General features: G+C 72.8%; 11 protein-coding genes, 1 tRNA gene and 1 pseudogene. 10 read left to right on the top strand and 3 right to left on the bottom strand.

Annotation, left to right across the window (positions count from 1 at the left end; translation table 11 throughout):
* Window positions 1-43: 43 nt before the first annotated feature.
* The 8 genes and pseudogenes from ACEPPI_RS02410 (at window position 44) to ACEPPI_RS02375 (ending at window position 10066) form a co-directional block, all read left to right on the top strand.
* Complete coding sequence (locus ACEPPI_RS02410) at window positions 44-277, top strand: hypothetical protein (RefSeq protein WP_030229679.1); 234 nt, start codon at window positions 44-46, stop codon at window positions 275-277.
* Window positions 278-423: 146 nt separating this feature from the next.
* Window positions 424-496: transfer RNA gene (locus ACEPPI_RS02405), tRNA-Ala, on the top strand.
* 258 nt (window positions 497-754) lie between these two features.
* The gene (gene leuS / locus ACEPPI_RS02400) at window positions 755-3628 is read left to right on the top strand and encodes a leucine--tRNA ligase (protein ID WP_373913570.1); all 2874 of its coding nucleotides are present in this window, start codon (window positions 755-757) and stop codon (window positions 3626-3628) included.
* Between the two features lie 123 nt (window positions 3629-3751).
* Window positions 3752-4471, top strand: coding sequence for a hypothetical protein (locus tag ACEPPI_RS02395; RefSeq protein ID WP_373913569.1), 720 nt, complete (start codon window positions 3752-3754; stop codon window positions 4469-4471).
* A gap of 61 nt (window positions 4472-4532) precedes the next feature.
* Window positions 4533-5378, top strand: coding sequence for a DegV family protein (locus ACEPPI_RS02390; RefSeq protein WP_373913568.1), 846 nt, complete (start codon window positions 4533-4535; stop codon window positions 5376-5378).
* Window positions 5379-5839: 461 nt separating this feature from the next.
* Entirely contained in the window at window positions 5840-6673 is an 834-nt protein-coding gene (locus ACEPPI_RS02385) for a helix-hairpin-helix domain-containing protein (protein ID WP_373913567.1), read from the top strand.
* Between the two features lie 29 nt (window positions 6674-6702).
* Window positions 6703-9048: pseudogene (locus ACEPPI_RS02380) on the top strand (ComEC/Rec2 family competence protein); the annotation flags it as partial.
* Between the two features lie 136 nt (window positions 9049-9184).
* Window positions 9185-10066, top strand: a complete 882-nt coding sequence (locus ACEPPI_RS02375) for a YceI family protein (RefSeq protein ID WP_373913566.1) — start codon at window positions 9185-9187, stop codon at window positions 10064-10066.
* Between the two features lie 8 nt (window positions 10067-10074).
* Here ACEPPI_RS02375 and ACEPPI_RS02370 read toward each other — a convergent pair whose 3' ends face one another.
* Window positions 10075-10317 (bottom strand): hypothetical protein, encoded by a 243-nt coding sequence (locus ACEPPI_RS02370; protein ID WP_373913565.1) that lies wholly within the window; start codon window positions 10315-10317, stop codon window positions 10075-10077.
* Between the two features lie 61 nt (window positions 10318-10378).
* Here ACEPPI_RS02370 and holA point away from each other — a divergent pair, with 61 nt between their 5' ends.
* Window positions 10379-11371: a DNA polymerase III subunit delta gene (holA, locus tag ACEPPI_RS02365; protein WP_373913564.1), complete on the top strand. Its 993-nt coding sequence runs from the start codon at window positions 10379-10381 to the stop codon at window positions 11369-11371.
* A 100-nt stretch (window positions 11372-11471) separates the two neighbouring features.
* Here the strand turns inward: holA and ACEPPI_RS02360 are convergent, their stop codons facing one another.
* Window positions 11472-12272 carry a hypothetical protein gene (locus ACEPPI_RS02360; RefSeq protein WP_373913563.1) on the bottom strand — a complete coding sequence of 267 codons (801 nt, stop codon included), beginning with the start codon at window positions 12270-12272 and terminating at the stop codon, window positions 11472-11474.
* A 265-nt stretch (window positions 12273-12537) separates the two neighbouring features.
* A complete protein-coding gene (gene rpsT / locus ACEPPI_RS02355; protein WP_373913562.1) occupies window positions 12538-12804 on the bottom strand; it encodes a 30S ribosomal protein S20 in 267 nt (88 codons plus the stop codon).
* A gap of 250 nt (window positions 12805-13054) precedes the next feature.
* On the opposite strand from rpsT, the gene lepA reads away from it, so the two are divergent.
* Window positions 13055-14920, top strand: coding sequence for a translation elongation factor 4 (gene lepA, locus ACEPPI_RS02350; protein WP_373913561.1), 1866 nt, complete (start codon window positions 13055-13057; stop codon window positions 14918-14920).
* Window positions 14921-14999 lie beyond the last annotated feature (79 nt).

Below are 14999 nucleotides of genomic sequence, written 5' to 3'. Positions count from 1 at the left end.
GAGGGGGACACGACGGCCCGACGCGGGAGGGAGTCGCTGACGGATGGGTGCACACCGGCGGCGGTGCGACTGGTGCGACAACGGCACGCCGATCGTGCGGGACATGGACCCGGTCAATCCCGACTACCAGTACTGGTGCGAGGAATGCGCGCGGGCGCTGATCATAAAAGGCGACCCGATCGAGACGTACCGGGAGCTGGAGGGCGAGCCGATCTACGGCCGGCTGCTCGACGAGCACTGCACGCTGAAGCGGTTCTACCAGTTCGCACGCGCGTGACGTGATATGTCTGGATGATGCGGGTCAAATCGGACATGGCTCGGGTTCCACGGAAACCGATTTTTGGACCAGGGCCATGACCGTGTAATGTTTGGGACGTCGCCAAGGGGAACCGGAAACGGGAAGCCGGGCGGCAGGCAAGACGAGGGGCTATAGCTCAGTTGGTAGAGCGCCTGCATGGCATGCAGGAGGTCAGGAGTTCAATTCTCCTTAGCTCCACAGTGAGGAAGCGGGTCACCCGGATCGGGTGGCCCGCTTCTCGTTGTGCCCGTTGTGCGGAACGGCAGAGCGTCCGCGGGAGGCGCTGCGGTACCCTGACGCCATGCGTGCCGTACGCCTTCTGCTTACCGAGCCGCGCTGATCAGTACCGACCCCTTCGAGCGAGTCGGCATCGGCGCGGCGTCCCCTCCTGTGCGAGGGGTTTTTTCGTTTGGGCGGGCAGAGACGGCAGAGACGATCGATGGAGCTTCAGAAATCATGAGCGAGACGAACACCCCGGCCCCCGAGGCGGCCGAGGCGCACCGTTACACGGCTGCCATGGCCGCCGACATCGAGGCACGCTGGCAAGACGTATGGGACGCGGAGGGCACCTACGAGGCGCCGAACCCGACCGGCGACCTGGCCGGTGACCCGACGGTCGTCGCGCGCCCCAAGAAGTTCATCATGGACATGTTCCCGTACCCCTCCGGTGCGGGCCTGCACGTCGGCCACCCGCTCGGGTACATCGCCACCGACGTCTTCGCGCGCCACCAGCGGATGTCCGGCCACAACGTCCTGCACACCCTGGGCTTCGACGCCTTCGGCCTGCCGGCCGAGCAGTACGCCGTGCAGACCGGCACGCACCCGCGGGTCTCGACCGAGGCGAACATCGAGAACATGAAGGTCCAGCTGCGCCGGCTGGGCCTGGGCCACGACAAGCGCCGGTCGTTCGCGACGATCGACCCCGAGTACTACAAGTGGACCCAGTGGATCTTCCTGCAGATCTACAACTCCTACTACGACACCGACGCGAAGAAGGCCCGGCCGATCTCCGAGCTGGTCGCCGCCTTCGAGGACGGCACCCGTGAGGTCCCCGGCGGCCGCGCCTGGGCGGGGCTGAGCGCCGGCGAGCGCGCCGACGTCCTGAACGGCTTCCGGCTGGCCTACGCCTCCGACGCGCCCGTCAACTGGTGCCCCGGGCTGGGCACCGTACTGGCCAACGAGGAGGTCACCGCGGACGGCCGGTCCGAGCGCGGCAACTTCCCCGTCTTCAAGGCCAAGCTGAGCCAGTGGAACATGCGGATCACGGCGTACGCCGACCGCCTGCTGGACGACCTGGACGCGCTGGACTGGCCCGAGGCCATCAAGCTGCAGCAGCGCAACTGGATCGGGCGCAGCGAGGGCGCGCGCGTCGACTTCTCCGTCGGCGACACCGGTGCGATCACCGTGTTCACCACCCGCCCCGACACGCTGTTCGGCGCGACGTACATGGTGCTGGCGCCCGAGCACGAGCTGGTCTCCTCGATCGTCCCGGCGGCCTGGCCCGAGGGCACGCACTCCGTGTGGACCGGCGGACACGCCACCCCGGCCGGGGCCGTCGACGCGTACCGCAAGCAGGCGGCGTCGAAGTCCGACGTCGAGCGGCAGGCCGAGGCCAAGGACAAGACCGGTGTCTTCACCGGCGCGTACGCGACCAACCCGGTCAGCGGCGAGCAGGTTCCGGTCTTCATCGCCGACTACGTGCTGATGGGCTACGGCACCGGCGCGATCATGGCCGTTCCGGCGCACGACGGCCGCGACTTCGAGTTCGCGCGCGCCTTCGAGCTGCCGATCCGCTGCGTCGTCGAGCCCACCGACGGCCGGGGCACCGACCCGGCGGAGTGGGACGAGGCGTTCGTCTCCTACGACGCGAAGCTGGTGAACTCGGCGGGCGAGGGCATCTCCCTGGACGGCCTGGGCGTCGTCGAGGCGAAGACCGCGATCACCGACTGGCTGACGGAGCGCGCCATCGGCGAGGGCACCGTCAACTTCCGCCTGCGCGACTGGCTGTTCAGCCGCCAGCGCTACTGGGGCGAGCCCTTCCCGATCGTCTACGACGAGGACGGCGTCGCGCACCCGCTGCCCGAGTCGATGCTGCCGCTGGAACTGCCGGAGGTCGAGGACTACTCGCCGCGCACCTTCGAGCCCGACGACGCCGCGTCCCAGCCGGAGACCCCGCTGTCGCGCAACGGGGCGTGGGTCCACGTGGACCTGGACCTGGGTGACGGCGCGGGCGTCAAGCGCTACCGGCGCGAGACCAACACCATGCCGAACTGGGCCGGCTCCTGCTGGTACGAGCTGCGCTACCTGGACCCGAACAACGCGTCGGCGCTGGTGGACCCGGAGATCGAGCAGTACTGGATGGGCCCGCGCGAGGGCGCGCCGCACGGTGGCGTCGACCTGTACGTCGGCGGTGCCGAGCACGCGGTGCTGCACCTGCTGTACGCGCGGTTCTGGTCCAAGGTCCTGTTCGACCTGGGCCACGTCTCCTCGGCCGAGCCGTTCCACAAGCTGTTCAACCAGGGCATGATCCAGGCCTACGCGTACACGGACGCGCGCGGCGTGTACGTGCCGGCGGCCGAGGTCGAGGAGCGCGACGGCGGCTACTTCTACCGGGGCGAGCCCGTCAAGCGCGAGCACGGCAAGATGGGCAAGTCCCTGAAGAACGCCGTCACGCCCGACGAGATCTGCGAGGAGTACGGGGCGGACACCCTGCGCCTGTACGAGATGGCGATGGGCCCGCTGGACGTCTCGCGCCCGTGGGACACGCGTGCCGTGGTCGGCCAGTACCGGCTGCTGCAGCGCCTGTGGCGCAACGTCGTCGACGAGGAGAGCGGCGCGGTCACCGTCGTGGACGCGGAGCCGGGCGAGGACACCCTGCGCGCCCTGCACAAGGCGATCGACGGAGTCGGCGGCGACATGGCGGGCCTGCGGTTCAACACCGCCATCGCCAAGATCACCGAGCTGAACAACACCCTGACGAAGGCGGGCCGGCCGCTGGAGCGCTCGGTCGCCGAGCGGCTGGTGCTGCTGGTCGCCCCGCTGGCGCCGCACATCGCGGAGGAGCTGTGGCGCCGGCTGGGCCACACCGACTCGGTGGTCCACCAGGACTTCCCGGTCGCGGACCCGGCGTACGTCGTGGACGAGACCGTCACCTGCGTGGTGCAGGTCAAGGGCAAGGTCAAGGCGCGCCTGGAGGTGCCGCCGGCGATCTCGGACGCCGACCTGGAGCAGCTGGCGGTCACGGACGCGGCCGTCGTGGCGGCCCTGGGCGGCGCCGAGATCCGCAAGGTGATCGTGCGCGCGCCGAAGCTGGTGAACATCGTCATCTGAGCCGAGTGGACCCCCGGCATGGGGGAGATCCCGTACGGGCAGGTTGGGGGTTCGTTTGGAACCCCCGACCTGCCCGTGGCGTTTACCGTGGAAGGGGACGGACGGCGGAGGAAGGGAACCCTCATGGAGGCGGGCGCTTTGATCATCTTTGCCCTGTTGGTGCTGTTCGCCTTTCTAGGGCTGGGCGTGTGGGCCACCGTGAAGGTGGTCGGCGCGGCGAAGCGCGGCGTGGACCGGACCATCACCCAGGCCCGCCGCACTGTCGAGGACACCGCTCTGAAGGCGAAGAGCCTCGGTCAGGTCGGGGTCCCGGGGGCCTTGGCGCAGTTGCGGCTGGACCTGCGGACCTCGATGAGGGCCACGCAGCAGGCGCTGTACCAGGGGGTGCAGACGGACAGCTCGCTGAAGGAGTCGATCGGGCTCTTCGAACGGCTGAGCGCGCACGGCCACGAGCTCGACGAGGAACTGAAGCGGCTGGAGCAGGAGCCGGACCGGCGGAGGATCGCCGACGGGCTTCCTGAGCTGCGGGAACGCACCGCGAAGATCAAACAGGCCTCGGACTCGCTGCGGTGGGCCGCGCGGGACCGGGCCCGCCGGTTCGCGGAGGACGACCTCACGGCCCTGTCGGAGCAGATCGAGGTCGAGTCGGGGGCGCTGCGGGACTGGTCCCGGGAGTCGGTGGACGACCTCGCGGCCGCGGCGGAGGCCGCGGCGGAAGCCGGCGGGACCGCTGCCGGTGGCGGTGCCCCGGCCGCCGGGCCGCGCCCGGCGGCGCTGAACCCCTCCACCCCGGTGACGCACTACCCCTGGCAGAAGACGCCCAGGCCGGAGGCCACCACCTGAAGGGAGGCGTGGGCGAGGGCCGGGCTGCCGGATGCACCGCTGTGGCGGTAACCTCCGGCTCATGTCCCGCCATGTCGCGATCGTCACCGATTCCACGGCCTATCTGCCCCCATCGGCGATGGCGCGGCACGGAATCACCGCAGTCCCCCTGACCGTGGTCCTGGGGGACGAGGCCCTCGAAGAGGGTACGGAGATCTCGGCCCGCAGCCTCGCTGTAGCCCTCCAGAAGCGCCGGCCGGTGACCACCTCCCGCCCGGGCCCGGAGGAGTTCGTACGGGCCTACCAGGCGGCCGCGGACGCCGGTGCGACGGGCATCGTGAGCCTGCACCTGTCCGCCGAGTTCTCGGGCACCTACGACGCCGCCGTGGTCGCGGCCAGGACGGCCCCCGTTCCGGTCCGCGTCGTCGACACCGGGATGGTCGCGATGGCCCTCGGCTTCTGCGCCCTCGCCGCGGCGGAGGCGGCCGACGCGGGGGGTTCCGTCGACGAGGCCGTGGCCGCGGCCGAGAAGCGGGCCGGGGAGATGGCGGCGTACTTCTACGTGGACACCCTCGACTACCTGCGCCGGGGCGGGCGGATCGGGGCCGCGCAGGCCCTCCTCGGGTCGGCGCTGGCCGTCAAGCCGCTGCTGACGCTGGACGGCGGGCGGATCGAGATGCTGGAGAAGGTGCGGACGGCCTCCAAGGCCATCGCGCGCCTGGAGGAGCTGGCGGTCGAGCGGGCCGGGACGCGCAGCGTCGACGTCGCCGTGCACCACCTCGCGGCCCCGGAGCGGGCCGAGAAGCTCGCCCAGCGGCTCCGCGAGCGCATCCCGGGCCTGGTCGAGCTGCACGTCAGCGAGGTCGGAGCGGTGATCGGCGCGCACACCGGGCCGGGGCTGCTGGCGGCGGTCGTGTCGCCCCGCTGATCACCGGAACGGGTGGCGGAGTTGTCCACAACGGGCGCTCCGTCCACCGGAATCGGCGCCTCCGAACGGCGATCGGGGATCGGTCCTAGCGTCGTGGCATGACTCTTCGCATGCGTGCCCCGCGCCGTTCCGGGGCTTCTGAAGTGGTGGTCGGTCACGATGCTGTTCTGCGGGGCGGGGGTGGTGCGGGCGACACGGGTGGTTCGGGTGGTGCTCGCGGTGCGGGTGCCGGGCCCGGGCGGGGCCGTGGCTCCGACGGCCGGTTCCGGTCGAGGCCCCGGGCGGACCCCGCCGTGGTACGGCGCCGGGCGCAGGCCCTGCTGGCGGGCAACTTGGGGCTGACGCCGACTCCGGGGGCGGGGACGGGGACGGGGGAGCCTGGGGTGGAGCGGGGGTCGGAGCGGCCTTCGCCGCCGCACTCGGGGTCGTGGGACGGGCCCGGAGTGGAGGCCCCGGGGCGGGTGGCCGATCCACCGCCGGACGCGGAGCCGTGGCTGGGCGCCTACCCCCGGGCCTGGCCCGAGGCGGCGGGGCCGGCGGAGGCTGATGGGCTGGTCCCGCCCGTGGAGCCCGCCGTCGGGGCGGCGGCGGGGCTCGACGCGTCGAACGGGCCGGGGGGAGCCGTTGCCGGGGCTCGGTGGGCGGCGGTGCGGGAGCGGATGCCGGTGTGGGTGCAGGCCCGGTGCGGGATGGAGCCGCGGACGGTGGCCGCCGTTGCCGTCGTGCTGGTCGCGGCGCTCGGATTCGCCGCCCAGCAGTACTGGTCCGGACGCCCGCGGCCGGTGACGGCCCCCGCGGTGGTCGCCCCGCCGTCCGTGCCGTCCTCGCCGCCCCCGGCCCCGGGCGCCCCGGCCGTCGGCGCAGGGGCGCGGATCGTGGTGGACGTCGGCGGTGGGGTCCGGGAACCGGGGGTGCGGCGGCTTCCCGGCGGCTCGCGGGTGGAGGACGCGCTGGCCGCCGCCGGGGGAGTGGTGCCCGGCACCGACACCAGCGGGCTCAACCGCGCCCGGATCCTGGTGGACGGCGAGCAGGTGCTGGTGGGGGCCACCGCGCCGCCGGGTCAGGGCGGCCCGGGAAGCCCGGGGGGTGCCGGGCCGGGCCCCGGACCGCTGAGCCTGGCCGGTGCCACCGTCGAGCAGTTGGACGGGCTGCCCGGGGTCGGCCCGGTGCTCGCCCGGCACATCGTCGACTTCCGCACCGCCCGGGGCGGCTTCCGCACCGTCGAGGACCTCCGGCAGGTCGACGGCATCGGCGAGCGCCGGTTCGCCGACCTGCGCGGGCTGGTGCGGCCGTGAGCACCCCGGAGCGGGGTGGGGCCGCGGCGATGGACCTGCGGCTGGCGGGGCCGGCGGTGGCCGCCTGGGGAGCAGCCGCCCTCGCTCTCGGGCTGCCCGGGGCGTGGACCGCCGCCGGGGCGGGGCTCGCGGTGGCCGTGGCGGGGGTGCTGCTGCTGGCGACCTCCCGCCGGCCGCAGCCGCTGTGGCGGGTCGGTACGGCCGCGGCCGCCGCGCTGCTGTGTGCGGCCGCCGGGGCGGGGGTGGCCGGGCTGGAGCGGGCCGAGGCGCGGGCGGGGCCCATGGCCGGGCTGGCCCGGGAGCACGCCCGGGTCCTCGTGGAGCTCACCGTCGGCTCGGACCCCCGCGCCACCCGGGGCGGGAGCGGGCCGCCCGGGGTGGTCCTGGACGCGGTGGTGACCCGGGTGACCGGGCCCGACGGGGTGACGACCCGGGTCGGGACGCCGGTGCGGGTGCTGGCCGGGCATCCGGGATGGGCCGCGCTGCAACCCTCGACCCGGGTGACGGTGGCCGCCCGGCTGGCCCCGGCGCGGGACGGGGAACGGGCCGTGGCGCTGCTGCGCCCGGCCGTGGCCGCCCCGCCCGGGGTGAGCGGCGGCCCCGGTGCCGCGCAGCGCCTCGCGGGGAGCCTGCGGGCCGGGCTGCGTGAGGCCACCGAAGGGCTTCCGGCCGACGCGCGGGCCCTGCTGCCGGGGCTGGTGGTCGGCGACACCTCCCGGGTGCCGCCCGACCTGCACGCGGCGTTCGAGGCCACCGATCTGCTGCACCTGCTGGCCGTCTCCGGGTCCAACCTGACCGTGGTGCTGTACCTGCTCATCGGGTCCCCGGCCCGCGCGCAGCAGGCCGAGCGGAGCGGGCTCGCGCCCCGGTTGGGGCTGTCGCTGCGGGCCACGGCCCTGGGAGGGGCCGCGCTGACGCTGGCGTTCGTGGTGGTGTGCCGGCCCGAGCCGAGCGTGCTGCGGGCCGCCGCCTGCGGCGCGGTGACCCTGCTCGCCCTCGCCACCGGGCGGCGCAGGTCCCTGATCCCGGCGCTGGCCGCGGCCGTGGTGGTGCTGGTGCTGTACGACCCGTGGCTGGCGCGCAGCTACGGTTTCCTGCTCTCGGTGCTGGCCACCGGGGCGCTGCTCACCCTCGGGCCGAGGTGGGGCGAGGCCCTGCGGCGGCGGGGGATGCGGCCGAGGCTCGCCGACGCCCTCGGGGCCGCCGCCGCGGCGCAGGCGGTGTGCGCGCCGGTGGTGGTCGTGCTCTCCGCCCGGGTGAGCCTCGTCGCGGTGCCCTGCAACCTGTTGGCGGAGCTGGCGGCGGGACCTGCCACGGTGCTCGGCTTCGCGGTCCTCGCCGTGGCTCCGCTGTCCCTGCCCGCGGCGAAGGCGCTCGCCTGGTGCGCGGGGGTCCCGGCGGGGTGGATCGCGGGCGTGGCGCGGGCGGGGTCCCGGCTGCCGGGGGCGGAGCTGCCCTGGCCCGGCGGGCTCGGCGGGGGGCTGCTCCTGGTCGTCGTCACGTCGGCGGTCCTCGGGCTCGGAGCCCGCTACGGACGCAGGCGCGGGGTCCGGGCCGGCCTGGTGGTGTTGCTGCTGGTCGCGGTGGTGCGGCCGCCGCTGCCGACCCGGGTGCTCACCGGCTGGCCGCCGCCGGACTGGACCTACGTGCAGTGCGCGGTGGGGCAGGGGGACGCAGCGGTCCTCTCCGCCGGTCCCGGTACGGCCATCGTCGTGGACGCCGGTCCCGAGCCCGGCCCGGTCGACTCCTGTCTGCGGGCCCTGGGTGTGAGACGCGTCCCACTGCTCCTGCTGACGCATTTTCACGCCGACCACGTGGGAGGGCTTTCCGGGGTGCTGCGGGGCCGCTCCGTCGGTGTGATCCAAACCACCGCCCTGCAGGAGCCGGCCGCGCAGGCGGCCGTGGTCCGGCGCACCGCGGCGGCCGCCCGGGTACCCGTCGTCCCGACGGCTGCGGGGGAGCGGCGCAGGGCCGGGCCGCTGGAATGGCAGGTGCTCTGGCCGTCGGCTTCCGGCCCGCCCCCGGACGGCCCCAACGACGCGAGCGTGGTCCTGCTGGTGCGCACGCCGGGCCTGACGCTGCTGCTGCCGGGGGACCTCGAACCACCGGCCCAGCAAGCCCTCTTGAGGGCGCATCCGGAACTGGGCCCGGTGGACGTGCTCAAGGTGGCCCACCACGGTTCGGCGCACCAGGACCCCGGTCTGCAGGACCGGATCCGGCCACGACTCGCGATCGTCCCCGTCGGCGCGGGCAACCGCTACGGACACCCCGCAGCGGGTACGCTCGCGCAGCTGAGGGCCCGTGGGACGACGGTGCTGCGCACGGACCGGGACGGCTCCGTGGCCGTCGCCGGAAGCGGCACGGGGATGCGAGCGTTTCCGGCCGGACGGCGCCGGAACCGGCGTGGTCATACCGGGCGCGACCGCTCTGTTTGCCCACAACCCGACAGCATGATCGAATGCGTCTTCGCCAGAACGGTCCAAGTCCACACAGCACGGGGGTGCATTAGCCATGTTCGGTCGCAGACGGGGGATGGAGACGGCGGGGAGCGCCGGCTCGCACACATCCGCGACCCTTTCACTGCCGCCTACGGCGCGGTTGTTGAGTTGCAGGGTGCTCGATACGGTCCACCAGCCCATCCGCCAGGCCAAGTTCGAGGTGACCGACCCGATCGGAAGGCGGGTCGTCAGCGGGGAGACGGATCCCTACGGCGGGTTCACGGCAGCCATGCCGGAGGGGGAGTACCGGCTCTCGGTCACTGCGGAGGGGTACGCTCCGTTCCACGGTGCCACGCTGGTGGGGGACCCGGCGCAGCCCGGCACCGCGGAGATCATCCTGGACGCGGTGGAGCCGCCGCTGCTGCCGCAGCCCGGCCACTGGGAGCTCGACCCGACGCACTCCTCGATCGGTTTCACGGCCCGGCACATCGGCTTTGCCAGGATCCACGGCCGGTTCACCACCTTCGCCGGCGCGGTGCGGATAGCCGAGCGCATGGAGGACTCCTCCATGCACGTCATCATCGACGCGGCGAGCATCGACACGGGTCTGCGGATGCGGGACGACCACCTGCGCTCCGCCGACTTCCTCGACGCCGCCCGGTACCCGACGGTCGAGTTCTACAGCGAGCGGTTCATCCACCGCAGCGGAAGCCGCTGGGCGGTCGCCGGAGCCCTGACGCTGCACGGTGTCAGCCGCTCCGTGACCCTCGACACCCAGTACCTGGGCAACGGCACGGGACTGGAGGGCGAACCGCGCGCGGCCTGCCGCGCCACGGCAGAACTGCACCGCGAGGACTTCAGCCTGAACTGGCAGTCGATCCTGGCGCAGGGGATCGCGGCGATCGGGTCGAGCGTGGAAGTGGAGCTGGACGTACAGATCGTCCACAAGGCGTAGGGCCCGCCCTACGGGGCTTCCAGCCAGCCGTCGTACTCGGCGGCGAGCTCGTCCAGCGAGGCTGCCTCCAGTCGTTCCTGCGGGTCCTCGACGACCACCAGCCACTGGGCGTCCTCGGCGTCGTCCTCGCCGGCGAGGGCGTCGCGGACCAGCTGGGGTTCCTCGGGCAGGCCGAAGCGGTCGACGGCCTCCCGGGCCACCTCCTCGGCGCAGTCGCGGTCGGGCAGGACCAGTATGTGTCGCTCGTTCACCCGACCATTCTCGGGCACCGGACGCGGGGCGCTGTCGGTGCGGCGTGGGATGCTGGGGACGATGGCCACCAGGAAGAACTCCACCGACGAACCGCTTGCCCCGATCACCCTCGCGGTGGGGCAGGAAGACCTGCTGCTCGACCGCGCCGTGCGGGACGTCGTGACGGCGGCCCGCGCGGCCGACGCCGACACCGATGTGCGGGACCTCACGTCCGATCAGCTCCAGCCCGGCACGCTGGCGGAGCTGACGAGCCCCTCGCTGTTCTCCGAGCGCAAGGTCCTGATCGTCCGCAACGCGCAGGATCTGGGCGCGGACACGGTGAAGGAGGTCAAGGCCTACCTCGCCGCGCCGTACGAGGAGATCGCCCTGGTCCTCCTGCACGCCGGCGGGGTCAAGGGCAAGGGCCTGCTGGACGCGGCCCGCAAGGCCGGGGCCCGGGAGGTCGCCTGCCCGAAGATGACGAAGGCCGCGGACCGGCTGTCGTTCGTGCGGGGCGAGTTCCGCGCGCTGGGGCGCTCCGCGACCCCGGAGGCCTGCCAGACCCTGGTCGACGCGATCGGCAGCGATCTGCGGGAGCTGGCGAGCGCCGCGGCGCAGCTGTGCGCGGACGTCGAGGGCACCATCGACGAGGCCGTGGTCGGCCGCTACTACACGGGCCGGGCCGAGGCCTCCAGCTTCACGGTCGCCGACCGTGCGGTCGAGGGGCGGGCCGCCGAGGCCCTGGAGGCCCTGCGCTGGTCGCTGTCCACGGGAGTGGCCCCGGTGCTGATCACCAGCGCGCTGGCCCAGGCGGTCCGGGCGATCGGGAAGCTCGCCTCCGCCCCGCGCGGTGCCCGTCCGGGCGACCTCGCGCGGGATCTGGGGATGCCGCCGTGGAAGATCGACCGGGTCCGTCAGCAGATGCGGGGCTGGTCGGCGGATGCCGTCTCGGACGCCCTGCGCGCCGTGGCCGCGGCCGACGCGGGGGTCAAGGGCGGCGGGGACGACCCCGAGTACGCCCTGGAGAAGGCCGTCGTGGCCGTGGCCCGCGCGGCCCGCCCCCAGCGCCGCTAGGCCCTGTCGGGCCCTGTCGGCGTCGGCCTCCCGGCTCTGCCCGCCCCCGGTCCGCCGGACGGTCCGCCGGACGGTCCGCCGGGCATCCTGGCCGTCGGTGTCAGGACGCGCGGGGCCGGTGCCCGGTCAGCTTCTGCCAGACGTCGCACTGTGCCTCCCAGTCGGCGAGGGCCCGCAGCAGGCGGGGGTCCGCCCGCTGCGTCTCGCCGAGGGCCGTGACCTCCAGGCCGGCCTGCTCGCGCCGCGCCGCGGTGTCGGAGGCCAGCTGCTGGAGCTCGGTGTCGATCTCGGCGGTGCGTTCCCGCGCCGACTCCCGGAAGGTCCTGGCCGCCAGTACCTGGTTGTGGATCCGGTCGCGGAAGTGCCGGACCGCCGTCTCGCGGTGCGCGGCCCGTGGGTACACCGCGGTGCGCTGGGTGCCGTCCTGGCGGGTGACGTGGAGGAAGAGGTGCTCGCGGGCGTCCGAGAAGCTGACGGTGAGGTCGGCCAGCGGCAGCGTCTCGTCGATCCCGGCGGGTGCCTCCTCCCCTTCGGGAGCCTCCTTCATGAACAGCAGGACGTGCTCGTGCAGCCGGAGGGGTCCCAGGCGGGGTCCCACGGACGAGCCCCACCCCGGCCGCAGCAACCGCTGCCGTTCCGTCTTCAGAGCCCGGGCTTCCTGCCGGCCCCGCTGCTCGATCTCCTCGACGTGCTCCCGCGCCCGTGCCAGGTGCCGCCGCTGCTCGCCCTCCACCGCCCGTCTGTTCAGGCGGGTGCGGTGCAGGGCCTCGCGCCGGTCGCGGTGCGCGGCGGCGAAGGCGTAGCGCCATTCGCTCATGCGGCACGGGTACAGGCACAGCCGCCGCAGCGCCCAGAACGCTCCGCATCCCAGGACGACGAGCACGATGAGCACGGCGTTCAAGGTCCGCCCTTCCCCCGGGGCCACGTCGCCAGCAGTGTCCCAGAGGGCCGGAGCGCGGTGAAGGGGGTCGGCCCGGAAATGCGGACGGCCCACCCGATGGGGCCGGGCGGGCCGTTCGTCACCCGGTCGGTGACCGGGGGTGATGCTGTGAAGATGCTTGCGCCGCACCCGCGTGGCGAACGCAGGCCGCGTGCGGCGCGGTGTGCCGGTGAGGGAGCGGGAGAGAGGGCCCGCTGGTTCCCTACCGGCGATTCACATCAGGAGCTCAGCCCTGGAGGGAGGCAACCTTGGAGGCCAGCGCCGACTTCTTGTTGGCGGCGGCGTTCTTGTGGATGACACCCTTCGAGACAGCCTTGTCGAGCGCACGCGCGGCGGCGCGGGAAGCCACGGTGGCCTTCTCGGCGTCACCGGCGAGGACGGCCTCGCGGGCCTTGCGGATCGCGGTCTTGAGCGAGGACTTGACGGCCTTGTTGCGCAGGCGCGCCTTCTCGTTCGTCTTGTTCCGCTTGATCTGGGACTTGATGTTCGCCACGAAAGAGCCTTTTCAGGTTCAGAGTTTGATCTTCGGATTGTGTCCCGACAGCTGAGAGGGCATACGAGACACAGCTGCCCAGGCTACCAGGCGCGCTCCGACCGGCCCAAACCGAGCGCACTGCCCCGTCCATGGGACCATGGGAGCCTGCGTACAGATCCGACATCGCGCCGACGAAGCCGAAGGCGACGAGATCCGACCTTCGCTGAAGAAACCGCTTCCGACTGCGCCCCGAGAATCAGGACACTGCGTGCCCGCGATCCCCAGCCACGTGCCCGAGCCGAGCCGTACCGACCCGGCGCTGATCCGCAACTTCTGCATCATCGCGCACATCGACCACGGCAAGTCGACGCTCGCCGACCGGATGCTCCAGCTCACCGGCGTCGTCGACCAGCGGCAGATGCGCGCCCAGTACCTCGACCGCATGGACATCGAGCGTGAGCGCGGCATCACGATCAAGTCGCAGGCGGTCCGTCTGCCCTGGGCCCCCACCGAGGGCGCGGGCAAGGGCAGCACGCACATCCTGAACATGATCGACACCCCCGGTCACGTCGACTTCACCTACGAGGTCTCCCGCTCCCTGGCGGCCTGCGAGGGTACGGTCCTGCTGGTGGACGCCGCCCAGGGCATCGAGGCCCAGACCCTCGCCAACCTGTACCTGGCGATGGAGAAGGACCTCGCGATCGTCCCGGTCCTGAACAAGATCGACCTGCCGGCCGCCCAGCCGGAGAAGTTCGCGGAGGAGCTCGCGAACCTGGTCGGCTGCCAGCCCGAGGACGTCCTGCGCGTGTCGGCGAAGACCGGTCTCGGCGTGGACGCGCTGCTGGACAAGATCGTCGCCACGGTCCCGGCCCCCGTCGGCCCCAAGGACGCCCCGGCCCGCGCGATGATCTTCGACTCGGTCTACGACTCGTACCGCGGTGTCGTGACCTACGTCCGTGTCGTCGACGGTCAGCTCAACAAGCGCGAGCGCATCCGGATGATGTCGACCGGCGCCACGCACGAGCTGCTGGAGATCGGCGTCTCGTCCCCGGAGATGACCCCCTCCGACGGCCTCGGCGTCGGCGAGGTGGGTTACATCATCACCGGCGTGAAGGACGTCCGTCAGTCCAAGGTCGGTGACACCATCACCAGCCTGCACGACGGCGCGACCGAGGCCCTCGGCGGCTACAAGGACCCGCGTCCGATGGTCTTCTCCGGCCTGTACCCGCTCGACGGCTCGGACTACCCGGACCTGCGCGAGGCCCTCGACAAGCTGCAGCTGAACGACGCCGCGCTCGTCTACGAGCCGGAGACCTCGGCGGCGCTCGGCTTCGGCTTCCGCGTCGGCTTCCTCGGCCTCCTCCACCTGGACGTGGTCCGCGAGCGCCTGGAGCGCGAGTTCGGCCTCGACCTGATCGCCACCGCGCCCAACGTGGTCTACCGCGTCGTCCTGGAAGACGGCAAGGAAGTCACCGTCACCAACCCGAGCGAGTTCCCCGAGGGCAAGATCAGGGACGTGTTCGAGCCGGTCGTCCGGGCCACCCTGCTCGCGCCTTCCGAGTTCATCGGCGCGATCATGGAGCTCTGCCAGCAGCGCCGCGGCACCCTCCTCGGGATGGACTACCTCTCCGAGGACCGGGTCGAGATCCGCTACACCCTCCCGCTCGCGGAGATCGTCTTCGACTTCTTCGACCAGCTGAAGTCCAAGACCCGCGGTTACGCCTCCCTCGACTACGAGCCCACCGGCGAGCAGGCCTCCGGACTGGTCAAGGTCGACATCCTGCTGCACGGCGACAAGGTCGACGCCTTCTCCGCCGTCACGCACAAGGACGCCGCCTACGCCTACGGCGTGCGCCTCGTCGCCAAGCTGCGCGAGCTCATTCCGCGGCAGGCCTTCGAGATCCCGATCCAGGCGGCCATCGGCTCGCGCGTCATCGCCCGCGAGACCATCCGCGCCATCCGCAAGGACGTCCTCGCCAAGTGCTACGGCGGTGACATCTCCCGTAAGCGGAAGCTGCTGGAGAAGCAGAAGGAAGGCAAGAAGCGGATGAAGATGGTCGGCTCCGTGGAGGTCCCGCAGGAGGCCTTCATCGCCGTCCTCTCCAGCGACGAGTCCGGCGGCAAGAAGAAGTAACCGACCGGTAACCGACAGCGGTCGGAGGCGGCCGTGCCAAGCGGTCGCCAAGGGCGGGTCAAGAACCACCCTCGCCCCA

The organism is Streptomyces sp. AB3(2024), assembly GCF_041862025.1.
Lineage (GTDB): Bacteria > Actinomycetota > Actinomycetes > Streptomycetales > Streptomycetaceae > Streptomyces.
The sequence above is the reverse complement of the archived record's forward strand: the minus strand, read 5'-3'. Positions and strand labels throughout refer to the sequence as shown.

Coding starts and splice junctions, on each gene's coding strand:
- ACEPPI_RS02410 (WP_030229679.1), top strand. CDS start 44: ATGGGTGCACACCGGCGGCGGTGCGACTGGTGCGACAACGGCACGCCG.
- ACEPPI_RS02395 (WP_373913569.1), top strand. CDS start 3,752: ATGGAGGCGGGCGCTTTGATCATCTTTGCCCTGTTGGTGCTGTTCGCC.
- ACEPPI_RS02390 (WP_373913568.1), top strand. CDS start 4,533: ATGTCCCGCCATGTCGCGATCGTCACCGATTCCACGGCCTATCTGCCC.
- leuS (WP_373913570.1), top strand. CDS start 755: ATGAGCGAGACGAACACCCCGGCCCCCGAGGCGGCCGAGGCGCACCGT.
- holA (WP_373913564.1), top strand. CDS start 10,379: ATGGCCACCAGGAAGAACTCCACCGACGAACCGCTTGCCCCGATCACC.
- ACEPPI_RS02375 (WP_373913566.1), top strand. CDS start 9,185: ATGTTCGGTCGCAGACGGGGGATGGAGACGGCGGGGAGCGCCGGCTCG.